Below are 20,685 nucleotides of genomic sequence, written 5' to 3' on the forward strand. Positions count from 1 at the left end.
AATATAGACAAATTCAAAACAAACAAGAGCAAAAACAACAACAAGATTTATAAAAAGTGCAAAGGTTGCAAACTATAAAGAAGATGCAATCTTCTGATAGTGGCCATAACTTGGCTGTGAGAGATGTGAGCCTACCAATGATTTTAATAAGGCATCAATAGAACGGTCTTTGAGTTGGTATTTCTTACCTATGAGGATGGCTTCTTCACGCTTGAAGTTTTGCGGTAAGGCTTCAAAGAATTGTTTTTTATTATTAGCACCTTTAAAAACGCCTGTTTCTTCTTTCTTTGGTAGGTTGTTGTACATTAACAAACTGTGTTGTAGATAGACATTTGCAATCAATAACGCCATTTCAAAATCTTCATCAGTACAGGTTACATTTTCGGTACAATCTCCATTATCAAATTTGCGAAGCGTGGATAATATCATACAAATACGATATAGAATTAAGCCTAAACGTTTTACTACGCTTCCAGCTTCTTCTGCTGTAAAGGTGGTTACTTCTGTTAACCATTGTTGCCCTGTATAATTAACTGTTTGCCATTGTTCTTTGGATAAGTGTATTTGTGTGTGATTGGTTTCTAAGAAGTTTATCATTTCTAATACATTCTGCGATAAGGCTTCAAAATGGTCGTTTAAATTTAAGGTATTGCCGAATGGCGATACATCTTTCCAAAGTTGCTCTACTTTAAATGTATAGAATAAAAAGCGACTGAATAAGCCATCTTCTGCGGATGCAATGATATTGGCTACTTGACTAGGAGTGCCCGATAACGCCACAGATATTTTAGGCTCTTTAATAATTACATATTCATTGTCTGTTTTTCTTGATACAGAAATCGTTTCAGAATGAAACGCTTTTCTGAGCATATCAGAATATCCGCCCCAATCTTGCTTAAAAACTGCACCCATACTGTCTGCTTCTGTTTCGCAAATAATTCCTTTACCTTCATTTTGTTGTATGTGTTGTAAAATAGCTGCATAAGAAGTATTAGCAGGAATGAACACCACTTTAAAAGGTGGTTTTACAGGCTCTTCTGCGGTTTCTGTATCGTCTTTCTTTCTGTTTCGCTGTTCTGCTTTGTATTGAGCTAATTCGGCATCATAGATAGACTTATCTTGATTGCTTTGTTCTAAAATACTTTCTTGATATGGGTCTGCCAATACTTTAGCAAATTTTAAAGCACCTTTTCCACTTGCTGCTGGAGCTATGATAAAAGAAAATAAATTAGGGAATACGGTTTGTTGAGCATAAACACCTGATACATTTGGTAAACAACCGCTAAGAATAGACAATGCACCTGTAAAGAAAACATCACGTTCTCTTGGGTCTGTAAATGCCATTGTACCTTTTCTTAAAACCTCTGGTAGATTATCAAATAATTGCTCGTCAAAAGTAGGTGTGTTTTTTAGATAATCTTCATCACTTACTATTTCATTTGGTTGTGCTGTTTGCTTATGACTTGGATAGCTCGCAAATTGCATAGCGTTGTTATCATAAGCTGATTTTACAGATGCTTTTATTTCCTCTTGGTTTAGGTCATAAGTATTTAGAATAAGATGCAAAGCATCATCATACACGATTCCTCTCCTGTTGCAATTACAAGCCAATTGATATATGAAATTGTTCCGGTTGCCGTCTGCATAACTTTCTTTGTTTTCGGTGAATGTGATACACTCGGTAAAGGTTTCTGAATTATTGGCATTTTCATTAGGAATAGGATTTTGAGTTACTACTGTTTTAGGTGTTGATGCTGTGAGAGGTTGTAAAACCGTTTCGGTTTTTACCTTGAACTTTTCGTTTTGTATGTTCTTATATCCGTCAGGATCATAAGACACAAAACACAACCTTGTAATGTCTTTACATTTTGGGTCTGCTTCAATACCAACTTCTTTTTCATAATACGCTTGCACTTGTGCATAAGCGGTTTTATGATGTTCTGTATCTGTATTTATTTCAATAAATACTTTTAGCCCATTTCCGCTTGGGCTTGCGAAACAAGCAAAAGTGAAAGGAATGGATTGTATTTTCTGTTTCGCTTCTTGAAGCTCGTCTGGTTCCAACTTGTCAAAATCTAAGTGTACAAATCCGCTGTACTTTTTAAAGTATTCCATTTTACGACCACCTTCAAAAGTTGCGGAAGGAGTAAAGGCAACTAATTCTTTTTTGAATTGGTCTGCTCGCTCTGGTTTACCCATTCCAATAGCCATACGAATAGCTTCAATGGGTTCTTTGTATTTGCCCTCAATAACGTCCTTTACTATTAGTAGTAAGGCTTTATTTCCTATGGGTTGATTGAAATTTTTATATATAGTAGATGATGCCATTTTAGAAGTATTTATGTGATTATTTTCCATTGATAGGTGCTTTAAAATTTTGGTCTAACAATTGGAGTATGTCTGATAAGCGGTAATAGATTTTGTACCCAATTTGGCAATAGCCTATGAGTCCGCTATCTCGCCAATATTGAGCGGTACGCTTACTTACATTCATTATCTGTAGAAACTCTTGGGTGTCGAAAAACACTTGGTCAGGATTGCTTCTTTGCTTGTCTTTAAGCATAAGCGTTAGTTCTGATAGTCTATCGTCTATCTGTTCTAACTTTTCGTCTAAAGGATGATAAAAGCCCATATCTAACTGCGTTTGTTTTGAATTAGATAATTGGCTGCTGCTTTTTCGATTTCGTCCGTAGAAGATTGACGGTTACGCTGTAACCATTCGTCTAACTCGGTACGATTGAAATAGAGTTTTTTACCTTGTGGGCAGAAGTGTGGTATTAATTTCTGACTGGTAAGTTTGTACAGATGCGAAGCACTTATATCTAAATAGCTACAGGCATCATTGAAGTTTAGTACTTCTTTCTTTAAGAGGTTTTGTTCCTCTATCTTTTGCTCAAGGCTGTTGAGCTTTTCTAAAATTAAATTTTCGTTACTCATTTTGTTACGATTTAAAAGGTTTAACATTCATTTCTGACCGCTAAACTATTTCGTAACACTCTGGTAATCAGTTAGAATCTAACATCTAACTACTATATCTAACACATCTAACTGTTTTTATTTACAGATGGCTGAAAATGTTGTCTATATCTTCTTTTTTATAGGGTTGTTTTTGGTTCGCATTGTATAGACTTCCCCTTGAAATAGGACTCCCTTTTTTTGAGAAAAAGAGGTTGGAATCATCAATTGTTGTTTCAGATAAGTTTGAAAATGATAATGCTAATTTTTTCACTTTATAAGCAAACTCTAATGTTTGACAACCTAAATAAATTTGTGGAGCACCCAACTTTAAGTCTTTACTTGTAAAGACTGCATATAAATCATCAACTGTGGTTTTATCTTCATTCAATAATTCAATATCACGATTGAGTAAAGAGAGTACCGATTTTAGCTTTGTTGTATCTCCAGTAAAACCAAAAGAGAAACGAGTATCTTTTTCAAACTTATAATTATCAATACCTAAAAGAATATTATTTACTGTTTGAAATTCAGGTGTTGGCTTATCAATCTCTATATCTGGAATGGATTGTTGAAGTAGTTCTCCGTAAAGCTCATTTTTGTTTGAAGGTAATTCCGAAAGGAATTGAGGATATAACTTTTCGGTTTCCTTTAGAAAACGAATTACGTTAGTAATGAGTTGAGGAATAACATAAGCTGTCAAGTCGGTTTGCTTAAAACTGTCTTGATCTGTTCCTATTCTTAATAATAAGTCTTTGCAAGATTTCACTACATTTTGAACTATCTCTTTTTTCTGAATTTCTCCAACGTCTTTATTAACACATTTAAAAACTCTATCCGATAGCCTTGTAGTTTCATTTAAAAGTAAGTAATGATAAAACCTTTGTGTTGCTGTGGTTGGTTCTTCTAATTGGATTTCAACCAATGGATGCAGAATATCGTGTTTTATATCGGTATCAGTTTGTAATAGATAGATTTCTAAACCATCTTCTTTGAATAGATTAGGCTTGTTCTTATGGATTTCCTTTAACGCCTTGTAATACTCGTTTATAGTCTGTGTAGGCTTTATGAATTTTGCAGACCTATTTTGTCTGTAAAACTTTTCATTGACCGCATCACTTGCCCAAGGTTTTAAATCTCCATAAATGATGCTTTTAAAAATAGTTAGTTCCATATTATAAATCGAGTTGAATTTTGTTAGCTGCTTCTTTCTTTTTGCTGTCTATTACTTTGGCATATATCTGAGTGGTTTTTAATTCTCTATGTCCTAATAATTTTGATACGGTATAAATATCTGTACCCATAGTAAGCTGTAAGGTTGCATAGGTGTGTCTTGCACAATGGAACGTGATGTTTTTGGTTATTCCTGCACGCATTACCCATTGTAATAATTTTACATTGTGCCAAGCACTATATTTTAAGCCTTTAAAAACACGCTCCGTTTGTTCCTGTTCTTCTCCTAACATATTACGTGCTTGCTCGGAAATTGGTAGGGTTTCAGCTCCTTTGGTTTTTTGTTGTCGGAAACGTATGTAGTAGCCCATTTCATCAGAATGTTGCACCTCTGACCAAACCAACTTATTTATATCTGACCATCTTAAACCAGTAAGACAAGCGAATAAAAACGCAGTTTTTAGCTGCTTGCTTTCGCAATCTGCTTTTACTAATGCTTGTACTTCTTCTAAGGTTAAAAACTCTCTTTGTGGTTCTCCTTGTTTAAATCCCTGGACTTGCTCCGAAGGATTGTATTTTAAAATCCCATCTCTAACTGCTTGCTTTAATGCTGCCTTTAATTTATTGAAGTAGGAGTGTTTTGAGTTTTGAGATAATTCTTTGTTGCTTTTTGTTCGTGCTGTTTTATCTAAATAATCTTTAAAACCTTGTACCCATTCACGATTGACTCTGCTAAATGAAATATCTCTTGGACTGTATTTTCTTAAATGCTTGCCAACACTATCCCAATTGCCATAATTACCTAAACTGGCTTTTCTCTTTTCTGTGAGTGCATCAAAGTATAATATGAAACTGCCTTTTAGTTTCTCCTTATCTTGAAAATCATAAATATCATTCTGAATTTCTAAGTGTCTTTTAGCTCTTATACTTTCTGCTAATTGAAGTATCGATTTGTTTTGGTCTTTCTCTGCCTTTGAAAGTGTACCTTTTTCTGGTTCAGGTGTGAGGTACAATTTAAGATATTCGTATTCTCGCTTACCATCTGCATAGTAATCTAAATACAAACTGATTTTGTTTCCTTTCTTGCGTTTTCTTAGTGTTACTTTCATAAGGCTAAATTTTAAAGAGATTATCGATTTCTGTCCGTTTTATAATAGTACGCCTACCTAATTTTGCAATGCTTAATTGGTTGCGTTTTATCATCCGCTGAATAGTCCATCTGCTTGCACCTAATAAATCGGCAGCTTCTGTAATGCTTAGAAATTCTTTATCTCTTAGATTGATATGATTTCCAGCCTGTGTAGGTAGGGTTTGCAGAGTTTGCAAGTTTTCAGAAGATATAGGCTTGCTATTATTTATTTGCTCGGATAATGCGGTTTGTACTTTTTCTTCTCGCTTACGTTGTTTATAAGCTCTACTTGCACAAGTATGCCCACAATACTTAGTAGTGGTCTTTTGTGCAACAAAAGCCATTCCACAGAATTGACAGAATTTCGGTATTTTAATTGTACTGCTCATTTGGTGCTACTTGTAGCTCAATGTTGCTTGGTGGTGCTATATGGTGCATCATTTCGCTTTGATTTGTTGCTTTATGATTTGGGCAACAGATAAGCTATTAGGGCAACAATTGAACAACAAATATAAGAAATAAAGAGCAATTGGGCAACAAAAAAGAGATGCTAAAATCTTATAAAGTCAATAAAAACAAGTAGTTAGAAAATAAAAGAAAGATAATTACTTTCCGATACAGAAATTAGCAAAAATATTGCCCAGCAAGTCATCAGAAGTAATCTCACCAGTGATTTCACCAAAGTGATATAATGCCTGCCGAATATCGATTGCCATTAAGTCGCCGGATAGTTCATTATCAATACCGTATTGAACGTTTTGAATTTCTTCTAAAGCTTTCAATAGGGCATCATAATGGCGAGAATTCGTAACAATGGTTTCATCATTTCTCAAAGCTCCGGTATTTACAAATTCCAGGAGTTTGTTTTGCAATTCTTCTACTCCCATATGCTGCTTGGCAGATAACAAATGGATGTTCTCAATTTCTGAAGTCAGTGTTGCAATTTGAGATGGTTCTAATTTGTCGACTTTGTTGGCAACCACAATCAAGGGTTTTTGAGGATATTTATTAGTAATCTTACCAATTTCAGTTTTTAATTGTTGTAAACTATCCATGGTTAATGCTGCGCCATCAATTAAATAAATAACTACTTGTGCTTGCTCAATCTTCTCAAATGTCTTTTGAATACCAATACTTTCTACGACGTCCTTAGTTTCACGAATACCAGCAGTATCAATAAACCGGAAACCAATTCCTCCGATAATGATTTCATCTTCAATCGTATCCCTGGTTGTTCCCGCAATTTCAGAAACAATCGCACGTTCTTCATTTAATAAAGCATTGAGTAATGTAGATTTACCCACATTGGGTTCCCCAACAATCGCTACCGGAATTCCGTTTTTAATTACATTTCCTATCGCAAAAGAATCTATCAGACGCTTTAAAACCTTGGTGATCCTGGATATCAAATCCTGAAACTGAGCTCTATTGGCAAATTCTACATCTTCTTCGGCAAAGTCCAGTTCTAGTTCAATAAGTGATGCAAAATTAAGAAGTTCATCGCGCAATTTTTTAATTTCATTACTAAATCCACCACGCATTTGTTGCATAGCAATTTGATGAGAAGCTTCAGAATCCGAAGCTATAAGGTCTGCGACTGCTTCCGCCTGAGACAAATCTAATTTTCCGTTAATAAATGCTCTAAGAGTGAATTCTCCTGCATTTGCTATTCTGCAACCGCTACGAAGTAATAACTGTATGATTTCTTGTTGTATATAACTGGATCCGTGGCAGGATATTTCTACAGTTGGTTCTCCTGTATACGAATTACTCCCTTTAAAAAGAGAAACCAATACTTCATCTAAAACGCGTTCGCCATCCAAAATATGTCCTAAATGTATGGTATGACTTTTCTGTTTAGCCAAATCTTTTCCTTTGATTGAACGAAATAAAGGGGCACACATCCGAATGGCATCCTTTCCGGAAACCCGAATCACTGCAATGGCTCCAGCTCCGGCTGGAGTGGCTAAAGCAACTATGGTGTCTTGTGGAATCATACATCTAATAATCAGTCCACAAAAATAGACATAATATAGGTTTTGATTTTCAATTTAGTCTTCAAACTTTTTTGTAGACAATGTTTTCTTCCTTACTTTTATCGTTCGGGCAAAGATTAGATAAAAAGTAAAAGTAAAATAGAGTGATAGTATAGAGGAGTTCAGTATCAGCTGAGTACCTTTTATATGGAATATCGGTTAAAGGTCTAACTACCCTTTAGCGGCAGGTTTAGTAACTAAATTTAATCTCTATATACTAAAACTTTTATTTTTATGAATTTTCACAGCACAAACTCAATCAATAGCAGGGGACTGTTATTAAAACACAACATTACTGTGGCTATTTGCGCAGTATGTATGCTAATTCCCTTTGTCAATTATTCTCAGACACAGAGTTTAGCGAGACACGAAACTCCTTATAACGTAACATTAAAATCAGATGGAGTTGTGGGTAAAAACAACTCGCAAGTTATTACGGAAGAAGTTTCGGAAACGGGAGCTACCTGGTTACGTCTGTTCTTTACGAACGTAAACCTAGGCAATAACAGTACAATTACTGTTACTTCAAAGTTAGATGGAGCTACTCAGGTTCTAACTTCTAAAACTATGAAGGACTGGAACAATTCTAGTGCTTATTTTAATGGGGATGCAGTAACAGTTACTTTATCTGTAGCTCCAAGCGATGGATCAGTAGGAATCAATATTTCAGAATTGAGCGTTGGGGAATTGGATCCTACCATAAAATCACAATGTGGTTCTAATGATGATAGGGTGGATTCTGCGGACGATGCTATTGGTAGAATAGTTCCAATAGGATGTACAGGTTGGATCATTACAAATGGTAAACTAGTTACTGCAGGTCACTGTGTGGGTAGTAGAGCCGAGATAATCGAATTTAATGTGCCAAAATCTAATCCTGATAGAACTATTGTACATCCAGGACCAGAAGATCAATATCCAATAGGAAATTTTGTATCACCCTATCCCAATAGTCCAAGCCAGGCAAATGATTGGGCAGTTTTTGAAGGCTTTGCTAATTCTCAAACAGGGCAAACACCAATTCAAGGACAGGGTGCATCATACAATGTAGTGCAGGATAATCCCGGAGCTAACATTACAATCACTGGTTTCGGAACTGATACTGGGATTGATAATCAAACACAACAAATTCATACAGGACCATTAAGTTCGACTACAAATACCTTTGTACGATATAGAACGGACACCACAGGAGGAAATTCTGGTAGCCCAATTATAGACACGGCAACAGGAAATGCCGTTGGAGTTCACGCATATGGAGGTTGTTCGGGATCCGGAGGATCTAACTCCGGAGAGCGAGCTACGATTCCTGCCTTCTGGAATGCGATGGGGTTAGGCACACCGCCACCACCACCATCCGAAGAATGTTCTGGAGATATTTCTTCATTTCCATATAGTGAAAGTTTTGAAGGATCTATAGGAGCATGGTCTCAGTCTGCAAGTGATGATATCAATTGGACAGTAAATTCTGGCGGAACACCTTCTACCGGAACAGGACCAAGTGGAGCTGTTGATGGTAATTCTTACATCTATGTAGAAGCTTCTGGAAATGGGACAGGATACCCAAATAAACAGGCGATCCTTAATGCTGCTTGTTTAGATTTTGCAGGAGTATCGTCACCAACGCTTACTTTTCAATATCATATGACTGGAAATGCAGTGGGAACATTGGATGTAGAAGCGAGAACAAATAACACAGGGAATTGGGTGAGCGTTTTTAGCAGATCAGGAGATCAAGGTGCCGATTGGAATACCGCAAGTATAGATCTTTCGGTTTATGGAGGTAATTCTAGTGTACAATTGCGATTAAATGTCGTTACAGGAACGAGCTGGCAAGGAGATATTACCATTGACGACCTTAATATAACTAATGGTAGTACACCGCCGCCGCCAACGTGTGATAGTTTAAATTTTAATGATTTTGGAATCAATGGTTTTTCTAATCAGGATGCAGCAGGAAACTTCTCTGTAGGTAACGGAGGTTCTTCTTTATCAATGACTAATAATACATGGAAGTATATCGCTTTAAATTATACAGTAACGGCTAATACAGTAATTGAATTCAATTTTAGCAGTTCTTCTCAAGGAGAAATTCACGGAGTAGGTTTTGAAGATGATAATTCACTAACAGCGAATAGATACTTCAAAGTACACGGTTCTCAGAATTATGGGATCACTAATTTTGACAATTACTCAGGCGGTACAACAACGTATATAATTCCGGTAGGGAACTTCTATACAGGTACTATGGATCGATTGGTATTTATCAATGACAATGACACCGGTAGTGGAAATACGTCCGTTTTTTCTAATGTAAAAATATATGAAGGGTCTTGTGGACAATCTGCAACAGCAGAAAGTTTAGTGGCTGGTTTAGAATCTACAGGAACTATATTGGGCGATGAGCCAGAAGGTATCGTTGCTGATGTTACAATAGCACCAAATCCAACCCATGATAATTTTACGATAAATGTAAATTCGTTTGTAAAAAACGCAAATGCTACCGTATTTTCTATATTAGGTCAAATACAGGCAGTGTTACCATTGCAATCGGGAGTTAATACAATTTCTGCAAAGAATTTATCCCTTGGACAAGGTATCTATCTAGTCCGTATTGAAAGTGGTGGTGAGTCTACTACACGAAAGCTAATTATCAACTAACCAATAAATAAACAATAGATTTTAAGTTTAGTTATGAACAGAAGCATCCCGAATATTTCGGGATGTTTTTTTGTAAGATATCTAAGGTAAACTGTAACAATTTGCTAGTTTTTGCGTCCTATAGATAAAGACTGCTAATTTTATTAGCATTTTTAAACAATCATCAACCAAAATCAAAAAAATCATGAGACAAGACAAATCGTTATTAGTTATTACCCATTTATCACAGTTACTAGATCTTGTAACTGGCTTTGGTGGGTTTATAGTTCCATTAATACTGTGGTTAACCCAAAGAGAGCAGGTGCTGGCGATGGATAATCACGGAAAATCAATAATGAATTTTCAGATTAGTATGTTTATTTATGCGGTAGTCTGTATTCCGCTAATCCTTTTATTTGGATTAGGAATCCTGGGTTTAATCGTAATAGGTATTCTATGTGTAGTATTTCCTATTATTAATGCAATTAAAGCTAATAACGGAGAGGAGCCATCCTACCCATTATCTATGGAAATTATAAAGTAATCGAATAAGAAAAGAGGGCGATATACAATCGCCCTCTTTTTATATGTATAACAAGAATAAAATTCTAATGTTAGTCTGTTCTGAAATCTGCATAAGCATCCATTCCGTGCTCATGGCCATCTAATCCGTCAATCTCTTCTTTTTCAGAAACTCTAAGTCCAATAGTTTTCTTAAGCGCAAATAGGATAATGAATGAAGTCAATACGCAGAACCCACCTGCAGCTAATACTCCAACCCCTTGTACTAAGAATTGATCAAGACCAGCTTTTGCACCAAAAATACCAACAGCTAGTGTTCCCCAGATACCACAGATTAAGTGAACCGCTATAGCTCCTACTGGATCGTCTAACTTTAATTTATCAATTAGTGCCACACCAAATACGATGATCGCACCCGCAATGGCTCCAATTAATATAGCATCTGTTGGTGTCATTTGATCTGCACCGGCAGTTATACCTACCAAACCTCCTAAGATACCATTTAAGAACATAGTTAAATCATAATTTTTATATAGTAGTGTAGATACTATAAAAGCAACAACCCCACCTGCGGCTGCGGCCAGAGACGTAGTAACTAGTGTAAGAGATGTTCCTGCGGCATCTGCAGAAAGTACAGAACCACCATTAAACCCGAACCATCCTAACCAAAGGATCAATACACCAGCAGCAGCTAATGGAATATTATGTCCTGGAATTGCCTGAGCTTTACCGTCAGAACTAAATTTTCCGATTCTAGATCCCAATAACCATACGGCTATTAGTGCTGCCCATCCTCCTACAGAGTGTACTAAAGTAGAACCAGCAAAATCATAAAACCCTTTGGCTTCACCAATCTGGAACGATGATAAGAATCCACCACCCCATTGCCAGGAACCAACAATCGGATAAACAACCCCTACGTATATAATCGTAAAAATCATGAATGTTCCAAGTTTAATTCTTTCAGCAACAGCACCAGAAACAATAGTAGCAGCAGTGGCGGCAAACATTCCCTGGAATAAAAAATCAGTCCAGTAAGTATACCCCTCGTTATATGCTAGGTCTAAAGCGCCTTCTACTACAGGAGAGCTCAATCCAAAACCAGCAAAACCAATGAAACCAGCGGCATCTTCAGCAAATCCCGGGTACATTAAATTAAACCCTACCAAACAGTATAGTAATAAACCAATACAGATGATAAAGACGTTTTTGAAAAGAATATTAATTGTGTTTTTTTGACGAGTTAATCCAATTTCTAAAAAAGAAAAACCTAAGTGCATGAAAAATACAAGTGCTGTACACAGCATCATCCATACATTGTTGATAGTTAACATTTCCATTGTATAATTGACTATTAAAAGTTATTTTTTGTTTTCAGTTGGTAATTTGTGTTGGTTATTTATTATCTAGGATATTGTAGAGCTACCCTTTTCAGAAGTACGAATTCTGTATGCCTCTTTTACATCGGATACAAAAACTTTTCCGTCTCCAACTTCTCCGGTTTTTCCGGCTTCCAGAATTGCAGCTACGGCAACTTCTTCAAATTCGTCATTCACAACGATTGATAAAAAACGTCTTTGAATGTCTGCTGTACTGTAAGAGATACCACGATAAACGTGTCCTTGTTTTTCGTTACCTACACCAGTTACATCCCAATAAGAAAAGAATGTAATACCTTTTTCATGTAGCGCTTCTTTTACTACACGATATTTCGATCTTCTGATGATTGCTTCTATTTTCTTCATAAAGACTAAAAAGTTAAAATTAATGTTAAATCTATCTCAAAAATATGTGAATTACTTTTTAGCCTCCAAATTTTGAAGGGTAATCGTTATATTTTTATCATTTTAAAATATTTACCCCCTAAAAAATTGGGGGTCTATATTTTTTAACGAAATAAATACGGATTTCGCAGTAGCGTATTTACGGTTTTTTACGAAAACGTTTTCATACAAATAATTCGAGTTTAAATTCTGATAATCCCTTATTTTATTTAGGTTTTTCGAAAAAAATTGCGTTATCGAATTCGTAATTTCAAGTCTTTATTTTGTGATTATTTTAGTGAAACTTATGTTTTATTAAAGAGCTAAGAAAAGTAATCCACAAAGCATCGTTTTTCTTTTTCCTTCCTTAAGGTTTTGTTAATTTCAACAATTTGAAACACATTAGATCGGAAATAATATGAAGAAACAAGGAATGTACCTGCCAGAATTCGAGCACGATGCTTGTGGAGCCGGATTTATCTGTAGCCTCGAAGGTAAAAAGTCCAATGATATTATTCATAAGGCGCTTGAAATTTTGGAAAAATTAGAACATCGCGGAGCCGTAAGTTCTGATGGCAAAACTGGGGATGGGGCCGGAATACTTATTGACATTCCCCATGATTTCTTTGTAGAAAATTGTGAATTCGAATTGCCTGAAGCGGGAGCGTATGCGGTAAGTAATGTGTTCCTGCCTAAAAAGGAGAACCAAAGACAATACTGTATTGATACCTTTGAGAAAAGTATTACTGATCAGGGATTAGTATTACTAGGCTGGAGAGATGTCCCGGTTGATACTGTGCACTTAGGAGAGATTGCGGCTTTTACAGAGCCTTTCATAAAACAAGTATTTATTGGAAAGAACAATAAGGAACAGTCTTATTTTGACTTTAATCTTAAATTGTTTACTGCCCGAAAAATTACGGAGCACGAAATATATAACTCTAAATTATCAGAAAGTAAATTTTTCTATTTACCAAGCTTATCTACGAAGACTTTAATTTTTAAAGGGCTGTTAATGCCAGAAGATATTAAACTATACTATACAGATCTTATGGATCCGAAAGTAGTAACCAGGTTGGCTTTAGTACATCAGCGTTTTTCAACAAATACATTTCCTACCTGGGACCTTGCACAACCTTTTCGATACATGTGTCATAATGGAGAGATTAATACATTAAGAGGTAATGTCACCAGAATGCGTTCCAGAGAAGAATTATTAGAAAGTGATTGGTTCGGAGAGGATATTAAAAAGATACTTCCGGTTGTTCTAAAAGGAAAGTCAGATTCTGCATCTATGGATATGGTAGTAGAGCTATTACTTATGACTGGTAGATCCTTACCAGAAGTCATGATGATGATGGTGCCCGAAGCCTGGGAGAAAAATCCGGAAATGTCGGAAGCTAAAAGAGCATTCTATGAATACAATTCTTGTGCAATGGAACCGTGGGATGGTCCGGCATCTATTCCTTTTACCGATGGGAATTATATAGGAGCAGTATTGGACAGAAACGGGTTGCGACCTTCTCGATATACTGTTACCAAAGATGGATATGTAATCATGTCATCAGAAACCGGAGTCGTTGATATTGCGCCAACTAATCTGGCGTTTCACGGTCGTTTGGAACCAGGGAAAATGTTCTTGGTGAATATGGCTGAAGGAAGAATCGTTAATGACGAAGAAATCAAAGAAGAAATTGCAGCCAAACATCCTTACAGAAAATGGTTGGATACTAATTTGGTATACTTAAAAGATATTAAATATAACGATTGTCCATTATTTTTAGGGCAAGAAACCATTGAAAAACGTAAGGAATTATTTGGATATACACAGGAGGACATCGATACAATTATTGTTCCTATGAGTCAGTTGGCTAAAGAACCAATAGGTTCTATGGGGTCTGACACACCGATTGCTGTATTATCAGAAAGACCTCAATTGCTATATAATTACTTCAAACAATTGTTTGCGCAGGTAACAAATCCTCCATTAGACGGAATTCGTGAGGAATTGATTACGGATATCAGTCTTACCTTAGGAGCAGATCATAATATTTTTGATATAAATGAAAAGCACTGTAAGAAATTAAAAATCCAAAACCCTGTTATTTCCAAAGAAGATTTGGATAAGATAAAGACCTATACTGATAAAGGTTTTAAAGCTACCTCTATATCAATATTATACAATATCAATAGAGGACTTAATGGCTTAGAAGATGCGTTGGAATTGACCTTAAATAAGGTTTCAGATGCTATTGATAAAGGTAGCAATATTATTATTCTTTCCGATAGAAATGTAAGTAAACATAAAGCTCCGATTCCTGCTTTATTAGCTTGTTCTTTTATAAATAGTGGATTGCAAAAACTAGGTAAACGTTCTCAGGTTAGTTTGATTATAGAATCTGCAGAGCCCAGAGAAGTACATCATTTCGCTTTGTTGTTTGGATACGGTGCCAGTGCTATCAACCCATATATGGTAAACGAAATCATAAAAGAGCAGATAAAGGAGCACAATATCACAGCCTTAGAAGCAGAAGCAGCGGTAAATAATTATAACAAAGCTGTTGGTAAAGGAGTATTGAAGGTAATGAATAAAATTGGCATATCTACACTCAACTCATATCGTAGCTCTCAGCTTTTCGAATGTATTGGTATCAATACGAACGTTGTAGATAAATATTTTCCAAATACCGCAACTCGTATACAAGGAATCGGGTTATATGAAATTGAGAAAGAAATAGCGAAGCGTCATAAAAGAGCGTATATCGAAAGAGGAGTAGATGCAACATTAGATTTAGAAATAGGCGGACAATATAGATGGAGACGTAACGGAGAAAAACACCAGTTTAACCCTCTTTCTGTAGCTAAACTTCAGAAATCTGTACGGGATAATGATCCTAAGACGTATAAGGAATATGCAAATCTCATCAATGAACAATCTAAAAGTTTGATGACGATTCGTGGATTGTTAGAATTTTCTAATTATGATCCGATTCCGTTAGATGAGGTAGAGCCATGGACAGAAATAGTGAAACGTTTCAAAACCGGAGCAATGTCTTACGGATCTATTAGTAAGGAAGCACACGAGAATCTTGCAGTAGCGATGAACCGTATTGGTGGTAAAAGTAATTCTGGTGAAGGAGGAGAAAACCCACTTCGTTTTTATAAAGATGTTAACGGTGATTGGAAAAACAGTGCTATAAAGCAGGTTGCTTCCGGCAGATTTGGAGTTTCTTCTAATTATTTGACAAATGCAGCCGAAATTCAAATAAAGATGGCTCAGGGAGCTAAACCTGGAGAAGGAGGACAGTTGCCAGGACCTAAAGTAAATCCTGAAATAGCTAAAACTCGGAATTCAACTCCATATGTTGGGTTGATTTCACCACCTCCACATCATGATATCTACTCTATTGAAGATTTGTCTCAGTTAATTTATGACTTAAAATCAGCAAATAGAAGTGCAAGAATAAATGTAAAGTTAGTATCAGAAGTAGGAGTAGGAACGGTTGCTGCAGGTGTTGCCAAAGCAAAAGCAGATGTCGTACTCATATCGGGATTTGATGGAGGAACAGGAGCATCACCACTGACTTCCTTAAAACATGCAGGATTACCTTGGGAGTTAGGAATTGCCGAAGCACAACAAACTCTTGTTGGTAATAATTTGCGTAGCCGAATAGTTTTAGAGTGTGATGGACAGTTAAAAACCGGACGAGATGTTGCCGTAGCTTGTCTGTTAGGGGCAGAAGAATTTGGCTTTGCAACAGCACCATTGGTTGCATCCGGATGTATTATGATGCGCGTTTGCCACTTAAATACCTGTCCGGTTGGGATTGCCACACAGAATCCAGAATTGCGCAAGAAGTTTAAAGGAAAACCAGAGCATGTAGTAAACTATATGTATTTTGTTGCGCAGGAGTTAAGAGAGATTATGGCAAAACTTGGTTTTAGAACTATAAATGAAATGGTAGGTCAAGTACATAAATTAGATCGCAAACGAGCCATAGAACATTATAAAACAGCAGGAGTAGATCTTTCGCCAATTCTACATAAGGTAGAAGCACCGGAAGGAGTGGGGATTTATAATTCTGAAATACAAGACCATGGTCTTGGGAAATCCATAGATTTCGAAATTATCGAACAGGCACATCAGGCATTGTTCCGAAAAGAGAAGACTACCCTGGATTTTGATATTACAAATACTGATAGAGCAGTAGGGGCAATCCTTAGTAATGAGATTTCTAAAATATACGGAGCCCAAGGATTACCAGACAGTACACTGAAACTGAATTTTACAGGAGCCGCAGGACAAAGTTTTGGTGCTTTTGCAACAAAAGGATTAACGATGGCTGTAAATGGTAATACGAATGATTATCTGGGAAAAGGTTTATCTGGAGCGAAACTCATCGTTAAAGTACCTGACGAGGCTACACTCGTGCCAGAAGAGAATGTAATCACCGGCAATGTAACCTTGTATGGTGCTACTGATGGAGAAGTATACATTAATGGGAAAGCAGGAGAACGGTTTTGCGTTCGTAACTCTGGAGCAAAAGCAGTGGTAGAAGGTATCGGAGATCACGGATGTGAGTATATGACTGGCGGAGTTGCGGTTATTCTTGGAGAAGTAGGTAGAAATTTTGGTGCCGGTATGTCTGGTGGTATTGCATATATTTATGATGATAAAAAGACATTTGAAGCACATTGTAATAAAGAAGCCTTAAATCTGGACCCCGTAGAAATCCCAGAAGATATTATTGAATTAAAAGAATTGATAGAATCGCATTACAATGCAACTTTGAGTCCTTTAGCACAAAGAATTCTGGAAAACTGGGAGAATGAATTGCCCAAATTCATTAAGATTTTCCCAGAAGAGTATAAGCAGGCGTTGAAACGATTGGAAGAAGAAAAATTAGCACAAGCATAAACGATAAGAAACATGGGAAAGATAACTGGGTTTTTAGAATTTGAAAGAGAGATTGAACAGTACCAACCTGTTGAGGATCGTATCAAAAAATATAAAGAGTTTACCGTACCTATGGATGAAGGTAAACTCAAAAATCAAGGAGCAAGATGTATGGATTGCGGAATCCCGTTTTGTCACAGTGGATGTCCTTTAGGAAATTTAATTCCAGATTTTAATGATGCGGTCTATAGAGGTAAATGGGAGAAAGCGGCACATATACTGCATTCTACGAATAATTTTCCGGAGTTTACTGGTAGATTGTGTCCTGCACCTTGTGAAGAGGCTTGTGTACTTGGGATCAATGAGGATCCTGTAACTATTGAAAATATTGAAAAAAATATAGCTGAAGAAGCCTTCAAAAATGGTTGGGTAAAGGCTAACCCACCTAAAGAAAGGACAGGGAAAACCGTTGCCGTAATTGGATCAGGACCAGCTGGATTGGCAGCTGCTCAACAGTTAAACCGTGCGGGACATCTGGTAACTGTTTTTGAAAGAGATGAAAAAGTAGGTGGACTGTTACGTTATGGAATTCCTGATTTTAAGATGGAAAAAAACATAATCGACCGAAGAGTTGCTGTCTTGGAAGAGGAAGGTATTATTTTTAAAACAAATGTACATATAGGAAAAGACATGAAGGCATCGCAACTGAAGGCAGATTTTGATGCAGTTGTATTATGCACAGGTGCTACAGTACGCCGTAATTTACCTGTAAAAGGGGCTGACCTTAAAGGAGTAGTGCAAGCCATGGATTTCTTACCACAAAACAATCGTAGAGTAGATAGAATAAAGGATTTGGGAGAAGAAATTTTAGCAACCGGAAAAGATGTCATTGTGATTGGAGGAGGCGATACAGGGTCTGATTGTATTGGAACTTCCATACGACAAGGAGCTACTTCTGTAACGAATTTTGAAATTATGGGTAAGGGCACTACAGAACGCCCAGCCAATCAACCTTGGCCTTTTTGGCCAATGAGATTACGCACCAGTTCCTCTCACGAAGAAGGTGCAAAACGTAATTGGAGCATTTCTACAAAGGAATTTTTAAGAGATGAAAAAGGAAACTTAAGAGGATTGATAACTTCTGAAGTAGAATGGGTAAAAGAAAATGGACGTTTTACTCTAAAAGAAATTCCGAATACAGAAAAAGAATGGAAATGTGATTTGGCCTTACTGGCACTTGGGTTTACAGGATCAGAACCAACCATTTCGGAGCAATTAGGAATCGCTATGGATGCCAGAACGAATATTAAAGCAACCGAAGATAATTACGCTACGAATGTGAAAGGTGTTTTTGCGGCCGGTGATACACGCAGAGGGCAATCACTTATTGTATGGGCTATTGCAGAAGGCCGACAAGCAGCATATTATGTAGATACATTTCTAATGGGGAACTCTAACTTACCGCTAAAAGGGGAGGGAGATCTACCTAGAGTATAAGATATCTAGCATGGTTTCTAAAACCGTATTTTTTTTAGTTTCATAAACAAAAAGCTGCTAAAATGGGAATTAGTAGCTTTTTTATGAATTACTAATAGTTGTTTCCTTAGTGATAGAATCATTTTTTTAATACTCTATCTTTCACTATTTTTTCCATAACGGATACTCTGTAATTGCGCCCTAAGGGAATATGATGAGCACCAATGATGATTCCTTCAGTTTCGATGGCTTCAATTTTATGAACGCAGACGATAAATGACTTGTGTACCCTCATAAAAATAGTGGAATCTAATTGCTTGGCAACTTCTTTAAGCGGAATTAAAGAAAGGTGCTTTTTTCCGTCGATGGTATGAAAAGCTACATAGTTCTGCATAGATTTGATAAATAGTAGGTCATCAAAATATATCTTTTTAAAAGTACTTTCACATTTAATGAAAACATGATCTACCTTAGAAACTTCTTGATCTGGCATAATATGCGTTTTGTTCTGTACTAAAAGATACTGTTCTTTAACTTTACAAACCGCTTTAAAGAAACGTGTAAATGTAATAGGCTTTAGCAAATAATCCATTACGTCTAAATCAAACCCTGCTAATGCATAGTTAGGAAAAGCTGTGGTAATAACCACCATGGGTTTTGATTTCATAGATTTTAAGAATTCGATGCCATTCATTCTAGGCATTTGTATATCTAAAAAAAGGAGATCTGCTTCGTGGGCGTTTTTAATTTTGGTAATTTCTAAAGGATTGCTGCAAGATCCCATTAGTCCTAAAAAATCTACTTCCTTTACGTAATTAGAAATACATTCTCTTGCTAGGGGTTCGTCATCAATTACAATACATTTTAAAACCATAATTTCCTTTTTAAGATTGTAAAGAGGTTACTGGAGCGATTGCTTGTTCAGATAAAACAGGAGGTGAATCCAATTGTAGATATAGTCTTATTTTATAGGTTTCTCCTGTTTTTTTTATAGACAACTCATATTGATCGCGATATACTAAATCTAATCTCCTTTGTACATTTTTTAATCCTATCCCATTGTCTTTAGAAAGATCTTCAGAATCCTGTTGGGCATCAGGATTCATACTGTTAGCGACTTCCAGAAAGACATCTTTTTTGATAAAGCTTAGATGTATGGTAATCCAATTATTTTGATCTTCGCCTTGGGCGCAGTGTTTAAAAGCATTTTCGACAAATGGCATTAAAATAAAAGGAGCTATAAAAACATCACCATAGCGCTGCTCCTCTATTTTGGTATGAACGGTTACGGTATTGTCAAGTCGTAGTTTCCCTAAATCAATGAAATTTTTTAGATAATTTATTTCTTTTTCTAAAGGGATTTTAGACTCATTGCACTCATACAATTGATATCGCAAGAGGTCAGAAAAATTTGCAAGTGATTCTGAAGCCATATCGGGATTCTTATGAATCAATACAAATATGGAATTAATTGTATTGAATAAAAAATGAGGATTAAATTGAGACTTCAAAAATTTAAGTTCAGTTTCTACTTTTTCCTTTTCTAGTAATTGTTGTCGTTGTTGTGATTTAATCCAGTTCTTTGCCAGTTTGATGCTCATCGCAAGTGTCATACTTGCTAAGGTGGATGACAAAGGACTAGATTTTACTAATTGACCAAAAGTTAGATTCCCGAACAACTCTGTAAATGCTGATCCGGATATGTATGCGGTTACATAATATCCAGATGTGATGATGAGCGTTGTAACAACAGTTGTTACTGCAAAAAAGAGCAGGTACTCCAGATATTTTCTTTGTTCTAAAAACTTCGGGATCAAATAATATAAATTACAATAAACAGCGGCCGCCTGAAAAATAAAATAGAAAAGAAATTTAGTAGTATATGCTGAAAAGAAAATGTTATATGCGGCATCTTTGGCACTGCCCATGCCAATTGCCCACCACATATAATGATACACAAACCAAAACAGAAGGTGGTGCGCTTTATATCGATATAATCCGACAAGCACTCTAGAGTCTTTAATACCATCTAATTGAATATACATAAATGTATTGCTTAGGATTTATTAAAATATGAAAATACTTTCTAAACAG

The 20,685-nt window shown here is 36.2% G+C and carries 15 protein-coding genes; 4 read left to right on the top strand and 11 right to left on the bottom strand.

Annotation, left to right across the window (positions count from 1 at the left end; genetic code table 11):
- Positions 1-72 precede the first annotated feature (72 nt).
- The 7 genes from ACWGOQ_RS20200 to mnmE all read right to left on the bottom strand — a co-directional run bounded on the left by ACWGOQ_RS20200 (position 73) and on the right by mnmE (position 7,254).
- Positions 73-2,358 (bottom strand): DUF3987 domain-containing protein, encoded by a 2,286-nt coding sequence (locus ACWGOQ_RS20200; RefSeq protein ID WP_452059544.1) that lies wholly within the window; start codon positions 2,356-2,358, stop codon positions 73-75.
- The gene (locus ACWGOQ_RS20205) at positions 2,348-2,632 is read right to left on the bottom strand and encodes a helix-turn-helix domain-containing protein (RefSeq protein ID WP_040280860.1); all 285 of its coding nucleotides are present in this window, start codon (positions 2,630-2,632) and stop codon (positions 2,348-2,350) included. The genes ACWGOQ_RS20200 and ACWGOQ_RS20205 overlap by 11 nt, the downstream gene beginning before the upstream one ends.
- A gap of 2 nt (positions 2,633-2,634) precedes the next feature.
- Positions 2,635-2,937, bottom strand: coding sequence for a helix-turn-helix domain-containing protein (locus tag ACWGOQ_RS20210; protein ID WP_452059545.1), 303 nt, complete (start codon positions 2,935-2,937; stop codon positions 2,635-2,637).
- Positions 2,938-3,058: 121 nt separating this feature from the next.
- Entirely contained in the window at positions 3,059-4,129 is a 1,071-nt protein-coding gene (locus ACWGOQ_RS20215; protein ID WP_452059546.1) for a DUF6617 family protein, read from the bottom strand.
- A gap of 1 nt (position 4,130) precedes the next feature.
- A complete protein-coding gene (locus ACWGOQ_RS20220) occupies positions 4,131-5,237 on the bottom strand; it encodes a phage integrase SAM-like domain-containing protein (RefSeq protein WP_452059547.1) in 1,107 nt (368 codons plus the stop codon).
- Positions 5,238-5,241: 4 nt separating this feature from the next.
- A complete protein-coding gene (locus ACWGOQ_RS20225) occupies positions 5,242-5,601 on the bottom strand; it encodes a helix-turn-helix domain-containing protein (RefSeq protein ID WP_458202855.1) in 360 nt (119 codons plus the stop codon).
- Between the two features lie 261 nt (positions 5,602-5,862).
- Positions 5,863-7,254: a tRNA uridine-5-carboxymethylaminomethyl(34) synthesis GTPase MnmE gene (gene mnmE, locus ACWGOQ_RS20230; protein ID WP_452059549.1), complete on the bottom strand. Its 1,392-nt coding sequence runs from the start codon at positions 7,252-7,254 to the stop codon at positions 5,863-5,865.
- 273 nt (positions 7,255-7,527) lie between these two features.
- Between mnmE and ACWGOQ_RS20235 the strand changes: the two genes are divergently transcribed.
- Both ACWGOQ_RS20235 and ACWGOQ_RS20240 read left to right on the top strand, forming a co-directional pair.
- Positions 7,528-9,954 carry a T9SS type A sorting domain-containing protein gene (locus ACWGOQ_RS20235; RefSeq protein ID WP_452059550.1) on the top strand — a complete coding sequence of 809 codons (2,427 nt, stop codon included), beginning with the start codon at positions 7,528-7,530 and terminating at the stop codon, positions 9,952-9,954.
- A gap of 184 nt (positions 9,955-10,138) precedes the next feature.
- Positions 10,139-10,477: a DUF4870 domain-containing protein gene (locus ACWGOQ_RS20240; RefSeq protein ID WP_452059551.1), complete on the top strand. Its 339-nt coding sequence runs from the start codon at positions 10,139-10,141 to the stop codon at positions 10,475-10,477.
- Positions 10,478-10,547: 70 nt separating this feature from the next.
- On the opposite strand, the gene ACWGOQ_RS20245 is transcribed toward ACWGOQ_RS20240, so the two are convergent.
- Both ACWGOQ_RS20245 and ACWGOQ_RS20250 read right to left on the bottom strand, forming a co-directional pair.
- Positions 10,548-11,795 carry an ammonium transporter gene (locus ACWGOQ_RS20245; RefSeq protein WP_452059552.1) on the bottom strand — a complete coding sequence of 416 codons (1,248 nt, stop codon included), beginning with the start codon at positions 11,793-11,795 and terminating at the stop codon, positions 10,548-10,550.
- Between the two features lie 66 nt (positions 11,796-11,861).
- A complete protein-coding gene (locus ACWGOQ_RS20250; protein WP_452059553.1) occupies positions 11,862-12,200 on the bottom strand; it encodes a P-II family nitrogen regulator in 339 nt (112 codons plus the stop codon).
- Positions 12,201-12,636: 436 nt separating this feature from the next.
- Here ACWGOQ_RS20250 and gltB point away from each other — a divergent pair, with 436 nt between their 5' ends.
- The gene (gltB, locus tag ACWGOQ_RS20255; protein ID WP_452059554.1) at positions 12,637-17,136 is read left to right on the top strand and encodes a glutamate synthase large subunit; all 4,500 of its coding nucleotides are present in this window, start codon (positions 12,637-12,639) and stop codon (positions 17,134-17,136) included.
- A 12-nt stretch (positions 17,137-17,148) separates the two neighbouring features.
- Complete coding sequence (locus ACWGOQ_RS20260) at positions 17,149-18,612, top strand: glutamate synthase subunit beta (RefSeq protein WP_452059555.1); 1,464 nt, start codon at positions 17,149-17,151, stop codon at positions 18,610-18,612.
- Positions 18,613-18,730: 118 nt separating this feature from the next.
- On the opposite strand, the gene ACWGOQ_RS20265 is transcribed toward ACWGOQ_RS20260, so the two are convergent.
- On the bottom strand, positions 18,731-19,465 hold the full coding sequence (locus ACWGOQ_RS20265; RefSeq protein WP_452059556.1) for a LytR/AlgR family response regulator transcription factor: 735 nt from the start codon (positions 19,463-19,465) through the stop codon (positions 18,731-18,733).
- A 10-nt stretch (positions 19,466-19,475) separates the two neighbouring features.
- On the bottom strand, positions 19,476-20,636 hold the full coding sequence (locus ACWGOQ_RS20270; protein ID WP_452059557.1) for a sensor histidine kinase: 1,161 nt from the start codon (positions 20,634-20,636) through the stop codon (positions 19,476-19,478).
- Positions 20,637-20,685 lie beyond the last annotated feature (49 nt).

It is taken from the genome of Aquimarina ulvae, from assembly GCF_053613295.3.

Bases quoted from the DNA above. Each gene is read 5' to 3' on its own strand.
- ACWGOQ_RS20265 (WP_452059556.1), bottom strand. From the start codon at position 19,465: ATGGTTTTAAAATGTATTGTAATTGATGACGAACCCCTAGCAAGAGAA.
- ACWGOQ_RS20200 (WP_452059544.1), bottom strand. From the start codon at position 2,358: ATGGAAAATAATCACATAAATACTTCTAAAATGGCATCATCTACTATA.
- ACWGOQ_RS20225 (WP_458202855.1), bottom strand. From the start codon at position 5,601: ATGGCTTTTGTTGCACAAAAGACCACTACTAAGTATTGTGGGCATACT.
- ACWGOQ_RS20260 (WP_452059555.1), top strand. From the start codon at position 17,149: ATGGGAAAGATAACTGGGTTTTTAGAATTTGAAAGAGAGATTGAACAG.
- ACWGOQ_RS20245 (WP_452059552.1), bottom strand. From the start codon at position 11,795: ATGGAAATGTTAACTATCAACAATGTATGGATGATGCTGTGTACAGCA.
- ACWGOQ_RS20235 (WP_452059550.1), top strand. From the start codon at position 7,528: ATGAATTTTCACAGCACAAACTCAATCAATAGCAGGGGACTGTTATTA.
- ACWGOQ_RS20250 (WP_452059553.1), bottom strand. From the start codon at position 12,200: ATGAAGAAAATAGAAGCAATCATCAGAAGATCGAAATATCGTGTAGTA.
- ACWGOQ_RS20215 (WP_452059546.1), bottom strand. From the start codon at position 4,129: ATGGAACTAACTATTTTTAAAAGCATCATTTATGGAGATTTAAAACCT.
- ACWGOQ_RS20270 (WP_452059557.1), bottom strand. From the start codon at position 20,636: ATGTATATTCAATTAGATGGTATTAAAGACTCTAGAGTGCTTGTCGGA.
- ACWGOQ_RS20205 (WP_040280860.1), bottom strand. From the start codon at position 2,632: ATGGGCTTTTATCATCCTTTAGACGAAAAGTTAGAACAGATAGACGAT.
- ACWGOQ_RS20220 (WP_452059547.1), bottom strand. From the start codon at position 5,237: ATGAAAGTAACACTAAGAAAACGCAAGAAAGGAAACAAAATCAGTTTG.
- mnmE (WP_452059549.1), bottom strand. From the start codon at position 7,254: ATGATTCCACAAGACACCATAGTTGCTTTAGCCACTCCAGCCGGAGCT.
- ACWGOQ_RS20210 (WP_452059545.1), bottom strand. From the start codon at position 2,937: ATGAGTAACGAAAATTTAATTTTAGAAAAGCTCAACAGCCTTGAGCAA.
- gltB (WP_452059554.1), top strand. From the start codon at position 12,637: ATGAAGAAACAAGGAATGTACCTGCCAGAATTCGAGCACGATGCTTGT.
- ACWGOQ_RS20240 (WP_452059551.1), top strand. From the start codon at position 10,139: ATGAGACAAGACAAATCGTTATTAGTTATTACCCATTTATCACAGTTA.